This window comes from Herminiimonas glaciei (assembly GCF_042664955.1).
GTDB lineage: Bacteria > Pseudomonadota > Gammaproteobacteria > Burkholderiales > Burkholderiaceae_D > Oxalicibacterium > Oxalicibacterium glaciei.
This window is the reverse complement of the sequence record NZ_JBHTBU010000001.1, coordinates 792,301-813,197: the sequence shown is the minus strand read 5'-3', so window position 1 is coordinate 813,197 and position 20,897 is coordinate 792,301. Positions and strand designations below refer to the sequence as shown.

The following is a 20,897-nucleotide window of genomic DNA, read 5'->3' as shown; positions in this document are numbered from 1 at the left end:
AGCATCCTTACACCATCTCATGAGCCAACCTGTCGAGCGTAGTCCGGCCAGCACACGCACTGTGTTTTTTGTCTCCGATGGTACTGGCATCACAGCGGAAACATTCGGCCATTCGGTGTTAACGCAATTTGAATTACGCTTCAAACAGGTCCGTTTACCGTTCATCGATACCCCGGACAAGGCTTATGATGCATTGCGGAAAATTAATGAGACCTTCGCTTCCGACGGACAGCGTCCCATCATTTTTTCTACGTTGGTGAAAGCAGATTTATCCAGCATTGTGCGCCAATCCCAAGGGATGCACATGGATTTAATTCAAACTTTTGTCGAGCCGCTGGAACAGGAGCTGGGCGTCAAATCTACCCACACGATAGGCCGCAGCCATACCAGCACGGATTCCGAGGAATACAAGAACCGTATCGAAGCCATCAACTTTTCGCTGGCGCATGACGACGGGCAGTCGCATAAGAATTTATCTGCGGCGGATGTCATCCTGGTGGGTGTCTCGCGCTCAGGAAAAACGCCTACCAGCCTGTTCCTGGCCATGCAGTACGGCATCAAGGCGGCCAATTATCCATTGATCCCGGATGATTTCGAACGGGAAAAATTACCGGGTGGATTGCAGCAGTACAAACACAAAATATTCGGCCTCTCGATCGCCGCCGACCGGCTCGCAGAAATCCGCAACGAACGTTTACCCGGCAGCAAATATGCGGCACTGGAAAACTGTCGTTACGAAGTAAATGAAGCGGAGCGCATGATGCGCCGCGAAGGCATACGCTGGATGTCGTCGACCACCAAGTCGATTGAAGAAATTGCGGCGACCATCCTGCAGGAAATCAAACTGGATCCGCCGATCAAGGATTAGCGCGAAGTTTGCTGCCGTACCTGTTCGAAGAAGCAGACGGCGGAGCTGGCGGCGACGTTCAGTGATTCAATGTCGCCCAGGTGCGGAATCGAAATCCGGTGTGTTGCGCGTGCCAGCAAGTCATCCGTCACGCCCTGCCCTTCATGGCCGAACAACCAGGCGACCGGCTGGCGCAAATCCAACTCATACAACTGCTTTTCTGCATGCGAGCTGGTCGCAATCACCGGAATATCAGAACGCCCCAGCAAATCGGACAGGTCGACACCTTCAAATATTTCCAGCAAAAAATGCGCGCCCATGCCGGCGCGCATAACCTTGGGTGACCAGGCAAAAGTAGTCCCCGCACTGCAAAAGACTTGCTTGATGCCGGCGGCAGCCGCACTGCGCACGATAGAGCCGAAGTTGCCGGGATCCTGTACCTTGTCCAGCAAAACCGCAGATTGCGTCAAGCGCGGCGGCGTTGGCAAATCCGGTGTATCTATCACAAACAATAAATCCACACCGTGCTCGACCTGGCTCAGCGCATGGAACAAGGCGTCCGGCAAGACGATGCATTGGGTAGCCGTACCGCTGCATTGCTGGACAATCACGATTACTTCACCATTCAGCATCGCCGTTTCACCGACTATGCATAAGGGTGGCAAGCCTACTTTCTCCAGATAGGCTTCGCACAGGTGCACGCCATCGAGCAAAGTGCGTCCGGCCTTGCGTCGTGCCTGCGAACTCGCAGCCAGGTGCTTCAGCTCCTTGTAGAGTGGATTATCACGTGAGGAAATGGATTTGATCGTCATGGAAACTGCCTTGCCCTTAAGCCTTGTTTGCAGGCGTAACTGCGCCCAGCAAAGCACGCACCGGCGCATAGGATTTGCGATGTACCGGCGATACGCCGTGTTCGCGCAAGCGCTCCAGATGCAAAGCCGTCGGATACCCTTTGTGCTGGTCAAAAGCGTAATGGGGATACTGGATATGCAGCAAGCCCAGTGCATGATCACGCGCGGTCTTGGCCAGGATGGAAGCGGCGGAAATCGCCTGCACCTTGTCATCCCCCTTGATGATGGCTTCCGAGCGTACGCTGGTCACCGGGCAACGATTGCCGTCGATCAGGGCCAGGGTCGGCAGCACATGCAATCCTTCAATCGCACGCCGCATCGCCAACATGGTCGCCTGCAGGATATTCAGGCTATCGATCTCTTCTTCCGAACACTGCGCAATCGACCAGGACATGGCGTATTGCTTGATGTCGAGCGCCAGTGCATCACGCTTTGCTTCCGTCAGTTTCTTGGAATCGCGCAAGCCATCGATCGGCCGCATGGGATCAAGGATGACGGCAGCGGCAAATACCGGCCCCGCCAAAGGACCACGTCCGGCTTCGTCCACACCGCAGATAATGTCTTCGTCCAGGAAACTGAACAATGAGAGATTGGGATCTTCTTTTTTCACGGTGTGATCGTTCTCTACGTTTACACGCTGCCGCTGCGCGACTGCGCGATTAATTCCATCACGGCGCGGGCGCTCTCACCTGCCGTATCGCGCAACAAGCTGTGATGCATTTCAGTAAAACGGCGCTGCAGGCGTTCACGGTGTGCGCCGTCCTGCAGTTGCTGCCATAGTGCATCAGCCAGCGCTTGCGGCGTCGCTGCATCCTGCAGCAATTCCGGCACCAGGAATTCCTGTGCCAGGATGTTTGGCAAACCTATCCATGGCTGATAAGCCATATGACGCAATATATGCCAGGACGCACTCATCATCTTGTAGGCAATGACCATCGGGCGTTTGAACAGTGCGACTTCCAGCGAGGCAGTACCGGACGCGACCATGACAGCATCCGCCGCAGCCAATGCCTGATGCGATTGCCCGTCCAGTATTTGCACCGGTACATCCTGCAAACCGGCTTGCGCAATCAACTCTTCGAAGTAACGCCGCTGTGCTGCGCCGGCCATAGGTGCAACTATGCGCAAGCCGGGATCACGTTGCAGCAGGATCTTCGCCGCCGCGACAAAAGCCACGGCGTTGTACTTCAACTCAGACATACGGCTACCCGGCAGGATCGCCACGACCGGTCCTGACGGCGGCAAATTCAGGAGAGTGCGCGCAGCGGCCTGGTCAGGCTCCATCGGAATGACTTGCGCCAGCGGATGGCCGACGTAGGTAGCGGGTATTCCCGCCTTGCGGTAAATCTCTTCTTCAAATGGAAAGATCACCAGCATGTGCGAGGCGGCACGTGCAATTTTCTTGATGCGGCCACCACGCCAGGCCCAGATCGACGGACCGATGAAATGCATGGTTGGAATGCCGGCACTCTTGAGCTGTGCTTCCAGTCCCAGGTTGAAATCAGGTGCATCCACACCGATGAAGACTGCCGGACGCTCGGCCAGCAATTGGTCGCGCAAGGCGATCTGTATGCCCTTGATTTCACGGTAATGCGCAAGGACTTCGAACAAGCCGCGCACCGATAACTTTTCCATCGGGAAGTCGCTGACAAAGCCGTACTGCGCCATGTGCGGACCGCCTATACCATGCATATGGGCGTCGGGCATTTGCGGACGCAAGCCGGATAACAAACGGCTTGCCAGCAAATCGCCGGATGTTTCACCGGCGACCATTGCGATCGCTGTGTGTCCAGTTGAACTACCGGCTGAACTCCCGGCAGTGTTAGCGGATGATGCCACGAGGGGATGTTTCTATGAATTCACGCAATTGACGCAGGTATTGCGCCGCGTCCGGCGATTTTTCTTCTTCCGCCTGCAGCGCCAGCTTGGCCTCGTCCAGTGGCAAGCCGGAACGGTAGATCGTCTTGTAGCCACGCTTGATCGCCATGATCTGCTCGCTGCTGAAGCCGCGACGTTTCAGACCTTCGCTATTGATACCCGCCGGTACCGCACGATTGCCGGCAGCCGTCACGAATGGCGGGATGTCCTGGCTGACCGCTGCAGTGAACGCCGTCATCGCATGTGCACCGATACGGCAGAATTGATGGACTGAAGTGAAACCACCAAGGAAGACCCAGTCTTCCAGGTGCACGTGACCGGCCAGCGTCGCATTATTGGCAAGGATGATGTTGCTGCCGAGCTGGCAATCATGCGCGATGTGCACATACGCCATGATCCAGTTATCGCTGCCCAGGCGGGTGATGCCCACGTCCTGAGCCGTTCCCAGGTTGATGGTGACAAATTCGCGTATCGTGTTGCGGTCGCCTATCGTCAGCAAGGTAGGTTCACCGGCATACTTTTTGTCCTGCGGTGCCGCACCTATCGAAGCGAACTGGAATATCTTGTTGTCGGCACCAATGGTCGTATGGCCTTCGACCACGACGTGCGGGCCGATTTTGCTGCCGGCACCGATCACTACATCGGGCCCGATCACCGTATAAGCACCAACTTCAACGCTGGAGTCGAGTTGTGCCTTCGGATCAACAATCGCTGTTGGATGGATCAATGACATTACTGCCCCGCTGCTGGACTCGCATCGTTAATCGTACGCATGGTGCACATCAGTTCCGCTTCCAGTGCCAATTGGCCATCCACAGAACCGGTCGCCTTGTACTTCCAGATACCGCGCGCATTGCGCAGGATTTCGACTTCCATTTTCAACTGGTCACCTGGTTCCACCGGGCGCTTGAAGCGCGCGCCGTCGATACCGATGAAGTAGACCACGCTATTGTCATCCGGCTTTTGCCCCATGGTCAGGAAAGACAACAAGGCGGCGGTTTGCGCCAGCGCTTCTATCATCAGCACGCCCGGCATGACCGGTTTATGCGGGAAGTGGCCATTGAAGAATTCTTCATTGACGGTAACGTTCTTGATCGCGGTAATCGATTTACCGGACTCCCAGTTCAACACGCGATCAACCAGCAGCAAAGGATAACGATGCGGCAGGTATTGCTTGATCTGATTGATGTCTAGTGTTTTCATTTCCGAGTTACTCATTCTGGTTTGTCGCCTAGCGATTTAATAGTTTTTTCTAATTCGCGGATTTTCTCACGCATCGTCGCCAAATTGCGCACAATGACCGCTGATTTTTCCCACTCGGCATTCTTTGCCAATGGATAAAAGCCCGTGTATTGACCCGGTTCACGTATCGAACGCGACACCATGCTGCCGGACGAGATGTGCACATTATCGACTATGGTCAAATGCCCCAGCACCATCGCCGCACCGCCGAAAGTACAGTACTTGCCTATGATGGCACTGCCTGCCACACCGACGCAGCCGGCCATCGCCGTATGGGCACCGATATGACAGTTGTGACCGATCTGGATCTGGTTGTCCAGCTTGACGCCATCTTCAATTACGGTATCTGCCAGCGCGCCGCGGTCTATCGAGGTATTGGCACCGATTTCAACATCGTCACCTATCCTGACCGCGCCAGTCTGCGGAATCTTGATATAGACCCCACCCTCATTCGCAAAACCGAAGCCATCCGCGCCTATTACCGCGCCGGAATGGATGATGCCACGCGCACCGATCCGGCAGCCAGCCAGAAATGTCACGCGGGGATAAAAATGAGTACCGCTACCGACTCGAGCATCGCGCCCAATAAAACACCCGGCATCGATCACGCAGCCATCTTCAATCACCGCGCCCGCCTCAACTGCTACAAATGGCCCGATCGAAGCGCCGGCAGCTATCTGCGCGGTCGGATCGACGCTGGCACTCGGATGTATGCCTACCGGCGCAACAGGCGCATGCATAGCGGCAAAGTACTGTGCCGCACGCGCAAAGTAAGCGTACGGATTGGCCGCAATGATGCGCGCCCCCTTGTAGTCAGCCGCGACGATCTCATCATCTGCAGCAGACAAAATTAAAGCGGCCGCGTGTGTTTGCGCGGCCTGCCCTCTGAACTTGGGATTGGAAAGAAACGTGATGTGCGATGCGTCTGCATCGTTTAACGGTGCGATGCCGACCACTGCTATGTCCGCATCGCCTATCAACCGGCCCCCCAAGCGTTCGACTAATTCTCCCAGCCGAGTGCTCATCGTTGCCTTTTTATTTTATTTGCCCAGCGCTTTGATTACTTTATCGGTGATGTCGATACGCGGACTGACGTAGGCCGCTTCCTGCAACACGATATCGTATTTCTCAGCTTCGGCGATTTGCTTGATGACTTTATTGGTACGTTCAATCGCACTCGCGGTTTCTTCGTTACGACGCTGGTTCAGGTCTTCCTTGAACTCGCGTTGCGTACGCTGGAAATCCTTGTCGACATCAGCCAGTTCGCGTTGACGCTTGACCCGTTCCGAATCCGACAATACAGGTGCATCCTTGTCGAACTTGTCGGCCAGGTTTTTCAGGCGATTCGCCAAATCCTGCAATTCTTTCTGGCGCTTGGCAAACTCTTGCTCCAGCTTGACCTGTGCCGCCTTGTACGGTGACGCTTCGCGGAACACACGCTCTGTGCTGATAAAGCCTATCCGTGTTTCCTGCGCTTGCGCCACGGAAACAAAACACAATCCCGCGACAACAACTGCCACGCCTTTGGAGACTACTGACGATTTAATTAAAGACTTCAAAATAATTCTCCGTGTTTCAAATTTCAATACCGACCGCCTATTATGCCTCAAGCGATCAGAAACCTGTACCCAACTGGAATTGGAACGCTTGTGTGCGGTCACGCTCTTGCGGTGTACCGTCAGTCACAGCATTCAACGCCTTACCAAAACTCAACTTGAGCGGGCCGATTGGAGATACCCAGCTTAAACCAATACCCACCGAAGTTTTCACGCCGCCACCGCCACCAAATCCATCTGCATACACGTTACCCGCATCAAAGAAGGTAAACCAGCGCAAACTGCGATCCAGGCCAGAACCCGGGAATGGCATTTGCAATTCTGCATTAAAAATCAAGCGCGCCGAACCACCAAGCGGATCGCCGTTGGCAGCCTTAGGTCCGAGGGACGAGCTTTCATAGCCACGCACCGAACCGATACCACCACCATAGAAGTTCTTAAAGATAGGATAAACTTTACCGCCCAGTGCTTTACCGTAGTTGATCTCGCCATTCAATGCAAGCGTCGTGCTGCCGTTAAACAAAGGCTGGAAATACTGCGTCTGATAGGTTGCACGATAATAATTCGAGTCACCGGCCGGGGAAAGCTCAAAGTTAGCACGTTGATAACGCCCTCTGGTTGGCACCAAAGCACTGTCGCGATTATCCCTTTGCCATGCAGCAGTCAATGGCACAGCTAATGCGGACGCATCATGTTGCCCCTGCTGGAATGCGCTGTTAGGGTCGCTAGGACTTAACACGCCATTCATGCTGTCAACATAACGCTTATAGACGTCGGGACTATCATTGTAATTGGCAACGCTGGTGTAAGTCTGAACCTCGGTTTGCTCCACACCGGCACCAAAGAATACGGTGTCATATTCTGTAAACGGCACACCAAATTTGATGTTTGCACCCATGGTACGGATACGATAATCGCCGGTGTTGATGGTCGGTGGTCGGGTAGTACGCAGGAACACTTCATAGCTGCGGCTGATACCGTCGTCGGTAAAGTACGGATTGGTGCTGGACAGCGCAATCGTACGATTCAAACGGCTGGTATTGACGTTGACACCGAGCGTGTTACCGCTACCAAAGGCATTGGCCTGGTTCACACCACCGCTCAGCGACAATTTATCCGCACTCGAGAAACCGGCACCCAGCATGATGTTACCGGTTGGTTTTTCGGTCACGCCGATATTGACGTCAACCTGGTCGGTTTTGCCAACCACATCCGGCGTTTCCACTGTAACGTCATTGAAGTAGTCAAGGCGGTCAATACGATCACGCGACAGTTTGATTTTTTCACCGTCGTACCAGGAGTTTTCAAACTGGCGCATTTCACGGCGAATAACTTCATCACGCGTCTTGGTGTTGCCGCTGATATTGATGTTACGCACATAGACACGCTTGCCCGGGTCGATCATCACGGTGAAAGCGACTTCTTTCTTTTCACGGTCAATCTGCGGGTTCGCATTCACGTTCGCGAAGGCATAACCGAAGTTACCCAGGCGATCCGAAATACTCTTGGTGCTGGCGGTCAGCTTCTCACCCGAAAAGACATCGCCTTTTTTCAATTTCAGCAAGGAAGTCAGCTCGGCTTCACGGCCCAGCATTTCACCTTCCAGCTTGATATCGGAAACGGTGAATTTCTCACCTTCCTTAATATTGATGGTGATGAAAATGTCTTTCTTGTCCGGTGTAATCGACACCTGGGTCGATTCGATTTGCATCTCGATATAACCGCGGTTCAGATAGAAAGACTTCAGCGCTTCGATATCGCCTGCCAGCTTTTGCTTCGAATATTGATCGGCTTTCGAGTACCAGGTAAACCAGCCCGGGGTACGCAGGCTCAGCAAACTGATCAACTCTTTTTCGCTGAAGGCCTTGTTACCGATGATATTGATATTCTTGATGCGTGAGACATCACCTTCATCTACCGCGAAGGTGACCGATACACGGTTACGTTCCAGCGGTGTCACCGTGGTCGTGATCTGTACGCCGTACAAGCCACGCGACAAATACTGGCGTTTCAATTCCTGCTCGGCACGATCTACCAGCGCTTTGTCAAAAATGCGCGATTCGCCAACACCGATTTCTTTCAATGCCTTGGTCAACTGGTCTTTTTCAAATTCCTTGGTACCGGTGAATTCGACACTGGCAATCGCCGGACGTTCTTCAACAAAAACCACCAGCACATCGCCTTCAACTTCTATCCGCACATCCTTGAAGAAACCGGTCGCATACAGTGCCTTGATCGCCGCCGCGCCCTTGTCGTCGGTGAAGGTCTCGCCTACACGCACCGGCAGGTAGCTGAAAACCGTACCGGCTTCGGTACGTTGAATACCTTCAACGCGGATGTCTTTGACCGTGAAAGGATCGGCTGCATGCGCATAGCCTGAGCACAGGGCAAAGGCGGCAATAGCGATAAGACGACGGGGAAAGACCGGCAAGGAGTAAGACTCTGAATTAAATTTCATTGGCTATCGTAATGTAATGTACTAGTCAGACCTTGGTCTGGAAAAGGATTGCGCCTTCAGGAAATCAAACGATTGATATCATTAAAGACTGCTACCAGCATCAAGGTCATCAATATTCCTATACCTGCGCGCTGTGCAATTGCACCAAAGCGTTCGGAGACCGGACGACCTGTTAAAACTTCCACAGCATAATACAGCAAAAGCCCCCCATCCAACACTGGGATAGGTAGCAGATTCATCACTCCCAGACTGATGCTGACAAAGGCGATAAAGCTCAAATAACTGATTAAACCGATACGCGCGGTTTGCCCTGCATAATCGGCTATCGTAATCGGTCCGGTCACGTTTTTCCACGAGACTTCACCGATAATCATCTTGCCGACCATTTTGATCGTCAAAACGCTGGTATCCCAGGTCTTTTGGATGCCCTTCAGCAAGGCGGCAAATAGTGAATGATGGGCCACTACCATGTCCGGTGCCATCGGCACCTCAACCTTGATGCGGCCAAACACCTGGCCGTCGGCATTCACTTCTTCCGGCACCACGCGCAAGCTCACAGGCTGGCCATTGCGTAGCACATCGACGTTCAGCACTTTCCCCGGCGATGCCCGTACCAGCTCGACCAGGGACAAGCCATCGGCTATGGTGGCGCCATTGACGCTGACCACCCGGTCACCCTGCTGCAAACCGGCTTTCATTGCCGGTCCGTCAGCGACTACCTGGCCCAGGATTGCCGGTGGCCGCGCCAGGTCTATACCGAGCTTGCCGAGAAAGTCACCTTCCAGTTCGTTCGCGGAAATGCTGTCTACCGGCAGTGTCACGGTCTGGATGTTTTTAGCATCCGGCGAACCTGGCACCGGACGTTCGACTTCCAGCCTGACCGGCTGCTTGTTGATGACGGATTGCACCATCTGCCAGCGCAGGTCGTTCCATATCTGGACCGGCTCGCCATTGACAGAAGTCACCAGTTCATTGCCACGCAAGCCAGCCTGATACGCGACTGATTTCTCGGCAGGAGCGCGCAGTTTAGGTGCAGGCTCCGGAATACCATAGCTATACAATCCGGCAAATACCAGGATCGCCAGCAGGAAATTGGCCAGCGGGCCTGCAGCCACGATCGCAATCCTGCGCCACACCGATTGGCGCGTGAATTCGCGCTTCATATCGGCCGGGGAAATGTCACCCAGGTCATCGTCGCGCGCATCCAGCATCTTGACGTAACCGCCCAGCGGTAAGACCGACACCGCCCATTCAGTCTGGTCCGCACCGAAGCGACGCGAATAAATGACTTTGCCCATACCGACCGAAAAGCGCAAAACCTTGACGCCGCACCAGCGTGCCACCAGGTAATGGCCGAGCTCATGCACGATCACCAGTACACCGAGTACAACGGCAAATGCGAGTATGGTTTGCAGCAGCATCATGATGGTATCAACGAGTTGGCTAGTTCACGGGCGCAACGATCTTGCGCAAAGACCGATTCGATATCGGTAATCGCCACCGACGGCATCGCATCCATCACGCGTGCGATCAACTGGTCTATCACACGGAAACCGATGCGGCTGTCGAGAAATGCCTGCACGGCGATTTCATTGGCTGCGTTCATAATCGCAGGCGCGGAACCGCCTGCTTGCAAAGCATCATACGCCAGTTTCAGGCAGGGAAATCTTAAGAAATCCGGCCTTTCGAAGCTAAGTTGCGCAATTTGAATCAAATCGATGGCCGGCACGCCGGAACTGATGCGTTCCGGGTAAGCCAGCGCATGGGCAATCGGCGTCCGCATATCCGGATTGCCGAGCTGTGCCAGCACCGAACCATCGACGTAGGACACCATCGAATGCACCACGCTTTGCGGGTGGATCACGACCTCGATCCGCTCTGCCGGCAGGGCAAACAGCCAGTGCGCCTCTATGACTTCCAGGCCCTTATTCATCATGGTGGCGGAATCGACCGAAATCTTGCGCCCCATCACCCATTTCGGATGGGCAACGGCTTCCTGCCAACTCACCTGGTCCAGCGTATTGACATCACGTTTGAGGAAAGGACCGCCGGATGCGGTTAACAGGATTTTTTCCACGCCATGTTCCAGCGGCGTGCGCTGGCAGGTCGCCGGCATGCACTGGAAAATGGCATTGTGTTCGCTGTCGATAGGCATCAGGATGGCGCCGCTGGCAGCCACTGCTTCCATCAGCAAGGGGCCCGACATCACCAGCGCCTCCTTGTTCGCCAACAGCACGCGCTTGCCGGATCGCGCCGCCGCCAGCGTAGGAGCCAGGCCGGCAGCACCGACAATCGCCGCCATCACGCTATCGCATTCCGGTGCACTGGCCACCGCGCATAAGGCCGCCTCACCGTATTCAACCTGCGTGTGCAAGCCCTGTGCATCCAACAGCATTTGTAATTTTTTTGCAGCTTCCGCCGAGCCCAGCACCGCGACCTGTGGTTTGAAGCGGGCACATTGCTGCGCCAACTCCTCGACCTTGCTTTGCGCGGTCAGGGCATAGACCGAATAGCGATCAGGATGACGGGCAATAACATCAAGGGTGGAAACGCCGACTGAACCGGTCGAACCCAGAATCGTGATTTGCTGCATTTCCGCCTTACATCCAATAAGTGATTAGCGCTGCCAGCGGCAAGGTCGGTATCAAGGCATCGATCCGGTCCAGCACACCGCCATGCCCGGGCAACAGGCCGCTACTGTCCTTCATACCGGCGCGACGCTTGAGTTGCGATTCGAACAGGTCCCCGACGATACTCGCGGCCACCATCAGGATCAGCACTGCGAGGAAGCCCAACCAGCCCCACTGCAGGTAAAGCCGTACGGCAAAGGTATCGGCCAGCGCCGGCACCGCAATGCTGGCAACCGCAGCCAGCAAGACCAGGATGCCGCCGCCGATCGCACCTTCCCACGACTTGCCAGGAGAAATCGAAGGCGCCAGCTTGCGTTTGCCGAACGCCTTACCGCTAAAGTAGGCGCCGATATCGGCAATCCAGACGATCGCCATGATCGAAAACATATACAGCGCGGAATGATTGTAGAGAACCAGCAAGGCAATGAAGGCGCCGAGGATGGCGATGCCATAAATGCCTGTCAACAAACGGTTGGCGAGGCCGCTCATGACCGGCAGGCCCAGTGCCAGCGAAGGCGTCAGGCGCAAGGCCCAGATCGCGACGCACATGGCCGCCAGGAATACACTTTGCTTGAAGCTGCCGCTGTAAATCAGCCACGCAAACGCGGCAGTCCACAGCACGGCACCAACGACGGGATTCTTATTGCCGAACAGGCGCAGGCATTCCCAGGCCGCCGCCGCAAAAAATGCGACAGTCAGCACAGCAAATGCAATAAAGGAACCGGAATAGATCACCAACAGCAGCACTGCCAGTAAGACTACTGCAGTGACGATGCGTGTTTTTAACATTTGGCCACCGGCGATTGCTCGGCCAATTGTGCGCTGGTACGACCGAAACGTCGTTCGCGTTGCTGATAGGAAGCGATAGCCAACTCCAATGCAGCCGCGTCAAAATCCGGCCAGTAAGTATCGGTGAAATACAGCTCGGTATAAGCCAGTTGCCACAACAGGAAATTGGAGATGCGCTCTTCCCCGCCGGTGCGGATGAAGAGATCAGGCTCGGGCGCATAGGCCAGCGACAGATAAGGTGCCAGCTGCTCTTCAGTGAAATCACCGCTGCCCGGATTGGACGCCAGCATTTGATTGACCGCCTGCATGATGTCCCAGCGGCCGCCATAGTTGGCGCAGATGGTCACTGTCAGCCGTGTATTGCCGGCCGTCTTGCGTTCGGCAGCAGAGATCATCTTCTGCAACTTGTCGTCGAAACGACTGAGGTCACCGACTATCTTCAGGCGTATGCCATTCGCGTGCATCTTCGATACTTCGCGTTCCAGCGCAGTAACGAACAGGCGCATCAGCAGCGATACCTCATCTTCCGGGCGACGCCAGTTTTCTGAGCTGAAAGCGAAGAAGGTAACGTACTCGACGCCCTGCCTGGCGCAGGCTTCGACGACGCCGCGCACCGCTTCCACACCTTTGACGTGACCGGCAACGCGCGGCATGAAACGCTTGGTGGCCCAGCGCCCGTTGCCATCCATGATGATGGCAATATGACGCGGCACCAGCGAGACTTCCGGTACAACCAGGGTTGAGCTAGGCGACGTCATGGGCGAGTGACCGGCAGCGAAAAGCAGTGTGAAGGAATTGAGTACGGACTCAAACCGTCAACACTTCTTTTTCTTTTTCCACGACCAATTTATCGATTTCGATCACGAATTTATCAGTCAATTTCTGGATTTCATCCTGTGCGCGACGCTCTTCATCTTCCGAGCAGGCTTTTTCCTTGACCAGTTTTTTCAACGTTTCATTGGCATCGCGACGGATATTGCGCACGGCAATTTTTGCGTCTTCTGCTTCGCTCTTGACCAGCTTGACCATTTCCTTACGACGTTCTTCTGTCAATGGCGGGGTCGGTACGCGAATCAATTCACCCTGGGTTGCAGGATTCAAACCGAGGTCAGCTTCACGGATGGCCTTCTCGACGACGGCTACCATTTTCTTTTCAAACGGCTGGACGCCGATGGTGCGCGCATCGATCAGTGTCACGTTGGCAACCTGGCTCAGATGGGTTGGATTGCCGTAGTACTCAACCATCACGTGGTCGAGTATGCCGGTATGTGCACGGCCGGTACGTACTTTTGCCAGATCAGCCTTCAGAGTCTCTATCGACTTCTGCATCTTTTGATCGGCTGTCTTCTTTGCATCTGCAACAGTCATTACTGTTCTCCTCTTTTACAACGAGTTAAACCTGAATTGAATTTCAGCGGGATTTGTATAGAAATTTATACGTGGACCAGGGTACCTTCGTCTTCGCCCAGGACTACGCGCTTGAGTGCGCCCGGCTTAACGATAGAGAATACCTTGATCGGCAGTTTTTGGTCGCGGCACAGTGCGAATGCAGTTGCATCCATCACTTGCAGGTGTTTGGAGATCGCTTCGTCGAAAGTAATCGTCGCGTAACGGGTTGCATCCGGGTCCTTGTTTGGATCGGCGCTGTAGACGCCATCGACCTTGGTCGCCTTCAGGACGATTTCCGCACCGATTTCCGAACCGCGCAAAGCCGCTGCGGTATCGGTAGTGAAAAACGGATTGCCGGTACCGGCGGCGAAGATCACGATCTTGCCCTCTTCCAGGTACTGCAATGCCTTCGGGCGCACATACGGTTCAACCACCTGTTCAATGGCAATCGCCGACATGACGCGGGCGGTAATGCCAACCTGACGCATCGCATCAGCCAACGCCAGCGAGTTCATGACGGTTGCCAGCATACCCATGTAGTCGGCGGTTGCGCGATCCATGCCTTGCGCACCGGGCGCCACGCCACGGAAAATATTGCCGCCGCCGATCACGATCGCCAGTTCCACACCCAATTTTGCTACTTCTGACACATCCGCCACCATACGTTCGATAGTGGCACGGTTGATACCGTACGGATCGTCTCCCATTAACGCTTCACCCGAAAGTTTGAGAAGAACGCGCTTATAAGCTGGGGTTGTCATGGGCTGGATTCCTTGTTTTTGTCCGGTTTTTACTGGGATACAGTTCTTACCTGATTTTCAGGCTTCATGGCCGGCTCGATAAAAGCCAGCCTATGAAATCTTAATCTGTCAGCTCATCAAAGGATACTTGATGATGCTAAAAAAACGGGCCTTCCGGCCCGATTTTTTTCGCTTACGCCTGTTTTGCTGCGGCTACTTGTGCTGCCACTTCTGCAGCAAAGTCATCCTGCTTCTTCTCGATGCCTTCACCGACCACAAACATCGTGAACGATTTGACTGTCGATTTCGCTTCTTTCAGCATTTGTTCCACTGTTTGCTTGTCGTTCTTAACAAACGATTGGTTCAACAAGGAAACTTCCTTCAGGTACTTCTGTACCGAGCCTTCGATCATCTTGGCGACGATGTCTGCCGGCTTGTTCGATTCTGCCGCTTTCAATTCAGCAACCGAACGCTCTTTAGCGATCAGGTCAGCTGGAACGTTGTCCGACGACAATGCCACTGGCTTCATTGCAGCGATGTGCATCGCTACGTCTTTACCAACTTGCTCGTCCGCGCCTTCGAAATCGACCATGACGCCGATACGGGTGCCGTGCAGGTAGGAAGCCAGTTTGCCGGTGGTTTCGAAACGCACGAAACGGCGGATCGACATGTTTTCACCGATACGGCCGATCAGGGCAGCGCGGGTTTCTTCTACAGTTTTGTCTTCCAGTGGCAGGGCCGACAAAGCAGCTACGTCAGCCGGATTTTTTTCTGCAACCAGTTTAACCAGGGTATTGGCAAAACCGAGGAAGTCATCATTCTTGGTAACAAAGTCGGTTTCGCAGTTGACTTCGATCAACGCGCCAACATTGCCGGATACATATGCTGCAACTACGCCTTCAGCGGTCACGCGGGTAGCTGCTTTCGAAGCCTTGCTGCCCAGTTTGACACGCAGGATCTCTTCTGCCTTGACCGGATCGCCATCGGCTTCCGTCAATGCTTTTTTACATTCCATCATCGGCGCATCGGTGAGCGCACGCAGTTCACCAACCATCGCTGCAGTAATAACGGCCATTACAATCTCCTAACAATTGGACGATCAGACGTCCACAATCTTATTACGTTCAAAATGCGCTCGAAAAAAAGGGGCGAACCGCTGTTGCCCCTTTTATTCTGACGCTCAAACCATCAGAGGCAGGGTTTAAGCCTGCTCGCTAACCTCAACGAAGTCGTCGCCGCCTTTGATCGACTCAACCAGGTCGTTGGTCGCGTTTGCGCGGCCTTCGAGGATTGCGTCAGCAACGCCACGAGCGTACAACATGATCGCTTTCGAGGAATCGTCGTTACCTGGGATAACGTAGGTAACGCCTTCTGGCGAGTGGTTGGTATCGACTACACCGATAACCGGGATACCCAGTTTCGCTGCTTCAGTGATCGCACCTTTGTGGTAACCAACGTCAACCACGAAAATTGCGTCAGGAATGCCGCCCATATCCTTGATACCGCCGATGGATTTTTCCAGCTTGATTTTTTCGCGTTCAAACATCAGCGCTTCTTTTTTGCTGAGTTTTTGTACGGAACCGTCTTCGATCGATGCTTCCATTTCTTTCAAACGCTTGATCGATGTCTTGATCGTTTTGAAGTTGGTCAGCATGCCGCCCAACCAGCGTTGGTCAACGTAAGGCATGCCAGCGCGTTGCGCTTCAGCTGCGATGGTTTCACGTGCTTGACGTTTGGTACCTACGAACAGGACGGTGCCACGATTGGACGACAATTGGCGGATGTATTTCATCGCCTCTTGGTACATGCCCATCGTTTTTTCGAGGTTAACGATGTGAATACGGTTGCGATGGCCGAAAATGAAAGGGGCCATCTTTGGGTTCCAGAAGCGTGTTTGGTGACCAAAGTGGACGCCAGCTTCCAGCATTTCGCGCATTGTTACGGACATAAATATCTCCAGGGTTAAGGTCTGGAACCCGCTCAGTCACCGTGATCATTTGGCCGTTCTCAGCCTGACCGCAGCACCCTTTTCGAACGAGTTCGCGATTTACATAAAGTCTTGCCTGACTTAATTAAATAAAAGTTAATTCAAGCAAGCCCAAGATTCTACCCTACAACCACCACTCCTTTCAAGTGTCCCGCCACATTGCCCGGCGAATAAATGCCCGCTCGTCTATAATTCTTCATCAAACCATTTTTCCATGCTGTCATTCCAGCAATTTTCGGCTTCCTATGGGCAATATTTCAATTAAAACCGCAGAAGACATACAAGGCATGCGCATCGCAGGCCGACTCGCATCCGAAGTCCTTGATTACATTACACCTTTTGTCAAAACCGGCGTCACCACCGGCGAGCTGGATCGTCTGTGCCATGAATACATGGTGAACGTACAAGGCACCATCCCGGCTCCGCTGAATTACTGCCCGCCAGGCTACACTCCTTACCCGAAAGCAATCTGCACCTCGGTCAACGATGTTATCTGCCACGGCATCCCGGGCGACAAAGTCCTAAAAAACGGCGATGTTGTCAATCTGGACATTACTGTCATCAAGGACGGTTACCACGGCGATACCAGCCGCATGTTCTTTATCGGCGAGCCTTCCATCCTGGCGCGCCGCCTGGCCCAGATCACCTACGAATGCATGTGGCTGGGCATTTCCAAGATCAAACCGGGCGCACATTTGGGCGATATCGGCTACGTCATCCAGCAGCACGCCGAAAAGGCCGGCTACAGCGTAGTACGCGAATTCTGCGGCCATGGTATCGGCAAGGTGTTCCACGAAGAGCCGCAAGTACTGCACTATGGCCGTCCGGGCACATTGGAAAAACTCGAAGCTGGCATGATCTTCACAGTCGAGCCTATGATCAATGCAGGTCGTCGTGAAATCCGCGAAATGGGCGATGGCTGGACCATCAAAACCAAGGATCGCAGCCTGTCCGCGCAATGGGAACATACCGTGCTGGTAACGGAAACCGGTTACGAAATCCTGACCCAGTCGGCCGGCACCCCGCCGCCGCCCGAGTTCATCGTACCCCTTACTCCACAAGCCATCAACGCCTGAATTCACGTCTAAGCATCCAATGCCGTCACTTGCCATCGCAATAAAAGAAGAACTCAAAGCCGAACGAAAAATCGTCATTGATCGCTTTTTGCAGGATGGCAAGGCGGAGCAACTGCTGACCCAGCTCCGGATTAATGTCGATGCCGCCCTGAGCAAGGCCTGGACGGCGTTTGACCTGCCGGACAGCGCAGCGCTGGTAGCGGTCGGCGGTTATGGTCGCGGTGAATTGTTCCCGCACTCGGATGTCGATGTCCTGATCCTGCTGCAGGAAGCACCGAATGCAGCATTGCAAGCCAAGCTGGAAGAACTGGTCCAGCTGTTCTGGGATATCGGCCTCGAAATCGGCCACAGCATACGCACCATAGATGAATGCCTGAACGAGGCGGAAGCCGACATCACGGTACAAACCAGCCTGCTCGAAGCACGTCTAGTGATAGGCAACGCCACCCAGTTCCAGTTGCTCAAGGTCCGCTGCAATGCGGCGATGGATCCGCAAGCCTTCTTCCAGGCTAAGACCCTGGAACTGCGCCAACGCCACGCCAAGTACGAAGACACACCCTACAGCCTGGAACCGAACTGCAAGGAAAGCCCGGGCGGCTTGCGCGACCTGCAAGTCATCCTGTGGGTATCGAAAGCGGCCGGCCTCGGTAACTCCTGGCGCGAGCTGGCGGTACAAGGTTTGATCACGCCGACCGAAGCGCGCCAGCTGACGCAAAAAGAACGTTCACTCAAGGATGTACGCATACGCCTGCACATCATTGCGAACCGTCACGAAGATCGCCTCGTGTTCGACATCCAGACCGCGATCGCCGAATCGATAGGCTTCAAGACCACCGAAACCCGTCGCGCCAGCGAATACCTGATGCAGCGTTACTACCTTGCAGCCAAAGCCGTCACGCAACTGAATGCGATCCTGCTGCAAAACATCGAAGCGCAGTTATTCCCGCAAATGACATCGCCGGTCGCGATCAACGAAGACTTCAATGAAGTCAACGGCTTCATCGATATTGCGAACGACGACACCTTCGAAGTCAAGCCATCGACCATGCTCGAAGTATTCCTGCTGCTCTCGCTGCATCCGGAACTCAAAGGCATGACTGCGCGCACCTTCCGTTCGCTGTGGAATGCACGCTTCAAGATAGATAATCAATTCCGCCAGGATCCGGTGAATCGTGCGCTGTTCATGAAAATCCTGCAGGCACCGCAGGGCATCACGCATGCCTTGCGTCGCATGAACCAGACCAGCGTGCTGGGGCGTTACCTGCCGAACTTCCGCAAGATCGTCGGACAGATGCAGCACGACTTATTCCACGTCTATACGGTCGATCAGCACATCATGATGGTGGTGCGCAATGTACGTCGTTTCATGCTGAGCGAACACGCACACGAATATCCGTTCTGCAGCCAGCTCGCGGCCAACTTCAGCCAACCGTGGTTGCTGTACATCGCCGCCCTGTTCCACGACATAGCCAAGGGTCGCGGCGGTGACCACTCGGAACTGGGCAAGGAAGATGCGCGCATCTTCTGCGTCGATCACGGCTTGACGGAAGAAGAAACCGAACTGGTGGTGTTCCTCGTTGAAAACCATTTGATGATGTCGCAGATCGCGCAGAAACAAGACCTGTCCGATCCGGAAGTCATCAGCAACTTTGCCAGACTGGTAAAGGACGAGCGCCACCTGACCGCCCTGTATTTGCTGACCGTCGCCGACATACGAGGCACCAGCCCGAAGGTCTGGAATGCCTGGAAAGGCAAGTTGCTGGAAGACCTGTACAACATGACCTTGCGCGCGCTGGGTGGCGATGCACCGTCGGCTGATCGCGAACTCAAGAACCGGCAGGAAGAAGCGCTCAAATCGCTGCGCCTGTATGGCTTGTCCGCACATGCACACGAAGCTTTGTGGAAGCAACTCGACGTCGTCTATTTCCTGCGTCATGATGCCGCCGATATCGCCTGGCAAACCCGTACACTGTACGACAAAATCGACAGCCCGACCCCGGTAGTCAAATGCCGTCTCGCACCGATAGGCGAAGGCTTGCAGGTGACGGTCTATGTCAAGGACCAGCCGGATTTGTTCGCGCGCATCTGCAGCTACTTTGATCGCAAGAATTTCAGCATCCTGGATGCGAAAATCCACACCACCAAACATGGTTACGGCCTCGATACCTTCCTGATTACCGAGCCGGCTTTCGCCGACAATTATCGCGACCTGATCAGCCTGATCGAGCATGAACTGACCGCCGTACTGACGGCCCAGCTGGATCTGCCTTCGCCATGCAAGGGCCGCCTGTCGCGCCTGTGCCGCAACTTCCCGGCCACGCCCACGGTCGATTTGCGTCCGGACGAACGCGGCCGTTACTATCTGCTAACCATTTCCGCGAACGACAGGAATGGCTTGCTGTATTCAGTCGCCAACATCCTGGCGAAATACAAAGTCAACCTGCACACCGCCAAGGTCATGACCCTGGGGGAACGTGTAGAAGACGTGTTCCTGGTCGATGGTCAAATGCTGGATAATCCGCGCAGCCAGATCCAGCTGGAAACCGATTTGCTGGATGCGCTGCGCGTCTGAGTCCACCGGATTCCGGCAGCATCCATTTCTCATTTTTAATTTACGATTTACAGAATTGCTCCATCATGAATGAACCTCTCCGCCTTTCCAAACGTATGTCCGAGCTCGGCCTTTGCTCGCGGCGTGAAGCCGACGAATGGATAGCGCGCGGCTGGGTGCGCGTCGATGGCAAGGTCGTCTCTGAATTGGGTAGCAAGGTCTTGCCGACACAACGCGTTACCGTCGAACGCCAGGCGGCAGCCGAACAATCGAAACGCGTCACCGTACTCATCAATAAGCCGATGGGCTATGTCAGCGGCCAGGCCGAAGATGGCTACAAGCCCGCAGTCGCGCTGGTGAATGCCAGCACGCGCTGGAGTGAAGACCAGGCAGCTACGCAGTTCCACCCGACCCAATTGCGTAGCTTGGTACCGGCCGGCCGGCTCGATATCGATTCCGTCGGTTTGCTGGTGTTGACGCAGGATGGTCGCATCGCCAAGCACCTGATCGGTGAAGACACCTCAGTCGAGAAGGAATACCTGGTACGCGTGCAATACAGCAAACCGGGCAAGCTGCCGGAAGCCGACTTGAAACGCCTGAACCACGGCCTGATGCTGGATGGCAAGAAACTCTTGCCGGCCAAGGTTAAATGGCAAAACGAAGATCAGTTGAGCTTCATCCTGCGCGAAGGCAAGAAACGCCAGATCCGCCGCATGTGCGATATGGTCGGTTTGAAAGTCATAGGCTTGAAGCGGGTACGCATCGGCAACGTCAAACTCGGCGACCTCCCGGTCGGCCAATGGCGCTACCTGCGCGAAGACGAACAGTTCTGATACAGGGTGGCCGGCCACCCTGCTCCCCGCATCGCATGGATTTATTGACAGGAGCCAACACTGTGAATAA

General features: G+C 54.6%; 20 protein-coding genes. 4 read left to right on the top strand and 16 right to left on the bottom strand.

Annotation, left to right across the window (positions count from 1 at the left end):
- Nucleotides 1–19 precede the first annotated feature (19 nt).
- Nucleotides 20–868: a posphoenolpyruvate synthetase regulatory kinase/phosphorylase PpsR gene (gene ppsR, locus ACFQPC_RS03560; RefSeq protein ID WP_382270225.1), complete on the top strand. Its 849-nt coding sequence runs from the start codon at nt 20–22 to the stop codon at nt 866–868.
- Here the strand turns inward: ppsR and ACFQPC_RS03555 are convergent.
- From ACFQPC_RS03555 to rpsB, 16 genes are all read right to left on the bottom strand, one after another.
- A complete protein-coding gene (locus tag ACFQPC_RS03555; protein WP_382270224.1) occupies nt 865–1,659 on the bottom strand; it encodes a TrmH family RNA methyltransferase in 795 nt (264 codons plus the stop codon). The genes ppsR and ACFQPC_RS03555 overlap by 4 nt on opposite strands.
- Before the next feature lie 16 nt (nt 1,660–1,675).
- A complete protein-coding gene (rnhB, locus tag ACFQPC_RS03550; protein WP_382270223.1) occupies nt 1,676–2,308 on the bottom strand; it encodes a ribonuclease HII in 633 nt (210 codons plus the stop codon).
- Between the two features lie 20 nt (nt 2,309–2,328).
- Nucleotides 2,329–3,471, bottom strand: a complete 1,143-nt coding sequence (lpxB, locus tag ACFQPC_RS03545) for a lipid-A-disaccharide synthase (protein ID WP_382271865.1) — start codon at nt 3,469–3,471, stop codon at nt 2,329–2,331.
- 49 nt (nt 3,472–3,520) lie between these two features.
- The gene (gene lpxA, locus ACFQPC_RS03540; protein ID WP_382270222.1) at nt 3,521–4,309 is read right to left on the bottom strand and encodes an acyl-ACP--UDP-N-acetylglucosamine O-acyltransferase; all 789 of its coding nucleotides are present in this window, start codon (nt 4,307–4,309) and stop codon (nt 3,521–3,523) included.
- A complete protein-coding gene (gene fabZ / locus ACFQPC_RS03535; RefSeq protein ID WP_041296526.1) occupies nt 4,309–4,779 on the bottom strand; it encodes a 3-hydroxyacyl-ACP dehydratase FabZ in 471 nt (156 codons plus the stop codon). Before fabZ ends, lpxA begins: the two co-directional genes overlap by 1 nt.
- A gap of 11 nt (nt 4,780–4,790) precedes the next feature.
- On the bottom strand, nt 4,791–5,843 hold the full coding sequence (lpxD, locus tag ACFQPC_RS03530; protein ID WP_382270221.1) for a UDP-3-O-(3-hydroxymyristoyl)glucosamine N-acyltransferase: 1,053 nt from the start codon (nt 5,841–5,843) through the stop codon (nt 4,791–4,793).
- A gap of 15 nt (nt 5,844–5,858) precedes the next feature.
- Nucleotides 5,859–6,338, bottom strand: coding sequence for an OmpH/Skp family outer membrane protein (locus tag ACFQPC_RS03525; protein ID WP_382271864.1), 480 nt, complete (start codon nt 6,336–6,338; stop codon nt 5,859–5,861).
- Nucleotides 6,339–6,432: 94 nt separating this feature from the next.
- The gene (gene bamA / locus ACFQPC_RS03520) at nt 6,433–8,832 is read right to left on the bottom strand and encodes an outer membrane protein assembly factor BamA (RefSeq protein WP_382270220.1); all 2,400 of its coding nucleotides are present in this window, start codon (nt 8,830–8,832) and stop codon (nt 6,433–6,435) included.
- Nucleotides 8,833–8,888: 56 nt separating this feature from the next.
- On the bottom strand, nt 8,889–10,256 hold the full coding sequence (gene rseP, locus ACFQPC_RS03515; protein WP_382270219.1) for an RIP metalloprotease RseP: 1,368 nt from the start codon (nt 10,254–10,256) through the stop codon (nt 8,889–8,891).
- Entirely contained in the window at nt 10,253–11,425 is a 1,173-nt protein-coding gene (gene ispC / locus ACFQPC_RS03510) for a 1-deoxy-D-xylulose-5-phosphate reductoisomerase (protein WP_382270218.1), read from the bottom strand. The genes rseP and ispC overlap by 4 nt, the downstream gene beginning before the upstream one ends.
- 7 nt (nt 11,426–11,432) lie before the next feature.
- The gene (locus ACFQPC_RS03505; protein ID WP_382270217.1) at nt 11,433–12,251 is read right to left on the bottom strand and encodes a phosphatidate cytidylyltransferase; all 819 of its coding nucleotides are present in this window, start codon (nt 12,249–12,251) and stop codon (nt 11,433–11,435) included.
- Complete coding sequence (gene uppS, locus ACFQPC_RS03500; RefSeq protein ID WP_382270216.1) at nt 12,245–13,009, bottom strand: polyprenyl diphosphate synthase; 765 nt, start codon at nt 13,007–13,009, stop codon at nt 12,245–12,247. The genes ACFQPC_RS03505 and uppS overlap by 7 nt, the downstream gene beginning before the upstream one ends.
- A 49-nt stretch (nt 13,010–13,058) precedes the next feature.
- Nucleotides 13,059–13,619 carry a ribosome recycling factor gene (frr, locus tag ACFQPC_RS03495; RefSeq protein WP_382270215.1) on the bottom strand — a complete coding sequence of 187 codons (561 nt, stop codon included), beginning with the start codon at nt 13,617–13,619 and terminating at the stop codon, nt 13,059–13,061.
- A gap of 65 nt (nt 13,620–13,684) precedes the next feature.
- A complete protein-coding gene (gene pyrH, locus ACFQPC_RS03490) occupies nt 13,685–14,401 on the bottom strand; it encodes a UMP kinase (protein ID WP_382270214.1) in 717 nt (238 codons plus the stop codon).
- 172 nt (nt 14,402–14,573) lie between these two features.
- Nucleotides 14,574–15,455, bottom strand: a complete 882-nt coding sequence (gene tsf, locus ACFQPC_RS03485) for a translation elongation factor Ts (protein WP_124573905.1) — start codon at nt 15,453–15,455, stop codon at nt 14,574–14,576.
- A gap of 126 nt (nt 15,456–15,581) precedes the next feature.
- Nucleotides 15,582–16,328, bottom strand: a complete 747-nt coding sequence (gene rpsB / locus ACFQPC_RS03480; protein WP_041296527.1) for a 30S ribosomal protein S2 — start codon at nt 16,326–16,328, stop codon at nt 15,582–15,584.
- 284 nt (nt 16,329–16,612) lie between these two features.
- On the opposite strand from rpsB, the gene map reads away from it, so the two are divergent.
- From map to ACFQPC_RS03465, 3 genes are all read left to right on the top strand, one after another.
- Nucleotides 16,613–17,443 carry a type I methionyl aminopeptidase gene (map, locus tag ACFQPC_RS03475; RefSeq protein WP_382270213.1) on the top strand — a complete coding sequence of 277 codons (831 nt, stop codon included), beginning with the start codon at nt 16,613–16,615 and terminating at the stop codon, nt 17,441–17,443.
- Nucleotides 17,444–17,462: 19 nt separating this feature from the next.
- The gene (locus tag ACFQPC_RS03470) at nt 17,463–20,015 is read left to right on the top strand and encodes a [protein-PII] uridylyltransferase (protein WP_382270212.1); all 2,553 of its coding nucleotides are present in this window, start codon (nt 17,463–17,465) and stop codon (nt 20,013–20,015) included.
- Nucleotides 20,016–20,080: 65 nt separating this feature from the next.
- Nucleotides 20,081–20,827 carry a pseudouridine synthase gene (locus tag ACFQPC_RS03465; protein ID WP_012079914.1) on the top strand — a complete coding sequence of 249 codons (747 nt, stop codon included), beginning with the start codon at nt 20,081–20,083 and terminating at the stop codon, nt 20,825–20,827.
- Nucleotides 20,828–20,897: the final 70 nt, after the last annotated feature.

Coding starts and splice junctions, on each gene's coding strand:
- map (WP_382270213.1), top strand. CDS start 16,613: ATGGGCAATATTTCAATTAAAACCGCAGAAGACATACAAGGCATGCGC.
- rseP (WP_382270219.1), bottom strand. CDS start 10,256: ATGATGCTGCTGCAAACCATACTCGCATTTGCCGTTGTACTCGGTGTA.
- ACFQPC_RS03505 (WP_382270217.1), bottom strand. CDS start 12,251: ATGTTAAAAACACGCATCGTCACTGCAGTAGTCTTACTGGCAGTGCTG.
- ACFQPC_RS03555 (WP_382270224.1), bottom strand. CDS start 1,659: ATGACGATCAAATCCATTTCCTCACGTGATAATCCACTCTACAAGGAG.
- ACFQPC_RS03465 (WP_012079914.1), top strand. CDS start 20,081: ATGAATGAACCTCTCCGCCTTTCCAAACGTATGTCCGAGCTCGGCCTT.
- fabZ (WP_041296526.1), bottom strand. CDS start 4,779: ATGAAAACACTAGACATCAATCAGATCAAGCAATACCTGCCGCATCGT.
- pyrH (WP_382270214.1), bottom strand. CDS start 14,401: ATGACAACCCCAGCTTATAAGCGCGTTCTTCTCAAACTTTCGGGTGAA.
- bamA (WP_382270220.1), bottom strand. CDS start 8,832: ATGAAATTTAATTCAGAGTCTTACTCCTTGCCGGTCTTTCCCCGTCGT.
- lpxB (WP_382271865.1), bottom strand. CDS start 3,471: ATGGTCGCCGGTGAAACATCCGGCGATTTGCTGGCAAGCCGTTTGTTA.
- ispC (WP_382270218.1), bottom strand. CDS start 11,425: ATGCAGCAAATCACGATTCTGGGTTCGACCGGTTCAGTCGGCGTTTCC.
- ppsR (WP_382270225.1), top strand. CDS start 20: ATGAGCCAACCTGTCGAGCGTAGTCCGGCCAGCACACGCACTGTGTTT.
- ACFQPC_RS03470 (WP_382270212.1), top strand. CDS start 17,463: ATGCCGTCACTTGCCATCGCAATAAAAGAAGAACTCAAAGCCGAACGA.
- frr (WP_382270215.1), bottom strand. CDS start 13,619: ATGACTGTTGCAGATGCAAAGAAGACAGCCGATCAAAAGATGCAGAAG.
- rpsB (WP_041296527.1), bottom strand. CDS start 16,328: ATGTCCGTAACAATGCGCGAAATGCTGGAAGCTGGCGTCCACTTTGGT.
- lpxD (WP_382270221.1), bottom strand. CDS start 5,843: ATGAGCACTCGGCTGGGAGAATTAGTCGAACGCTTGGGGGGCCGGTTG.
- lpxA (WP_382270222.1), bottom strand. CDS start 4,309: ATGTCATTGATCCATCCAACAGCGATTGTTGATCCGAAGGCACAACTC.
- tsf (WP_124573905.1), bottom strand. CDS start 15,455: ATGGCCGTTATTACTGCAGCGATGGTTGGTGAACTGCGTGCGCTCACC.
- uppS (WP_382270216.1), bottom strand. CDS start 13,009: ATGACGTCGCCTAGCTCAACCCTGGTTGTACCGGAAGTCTCGCTGGTG.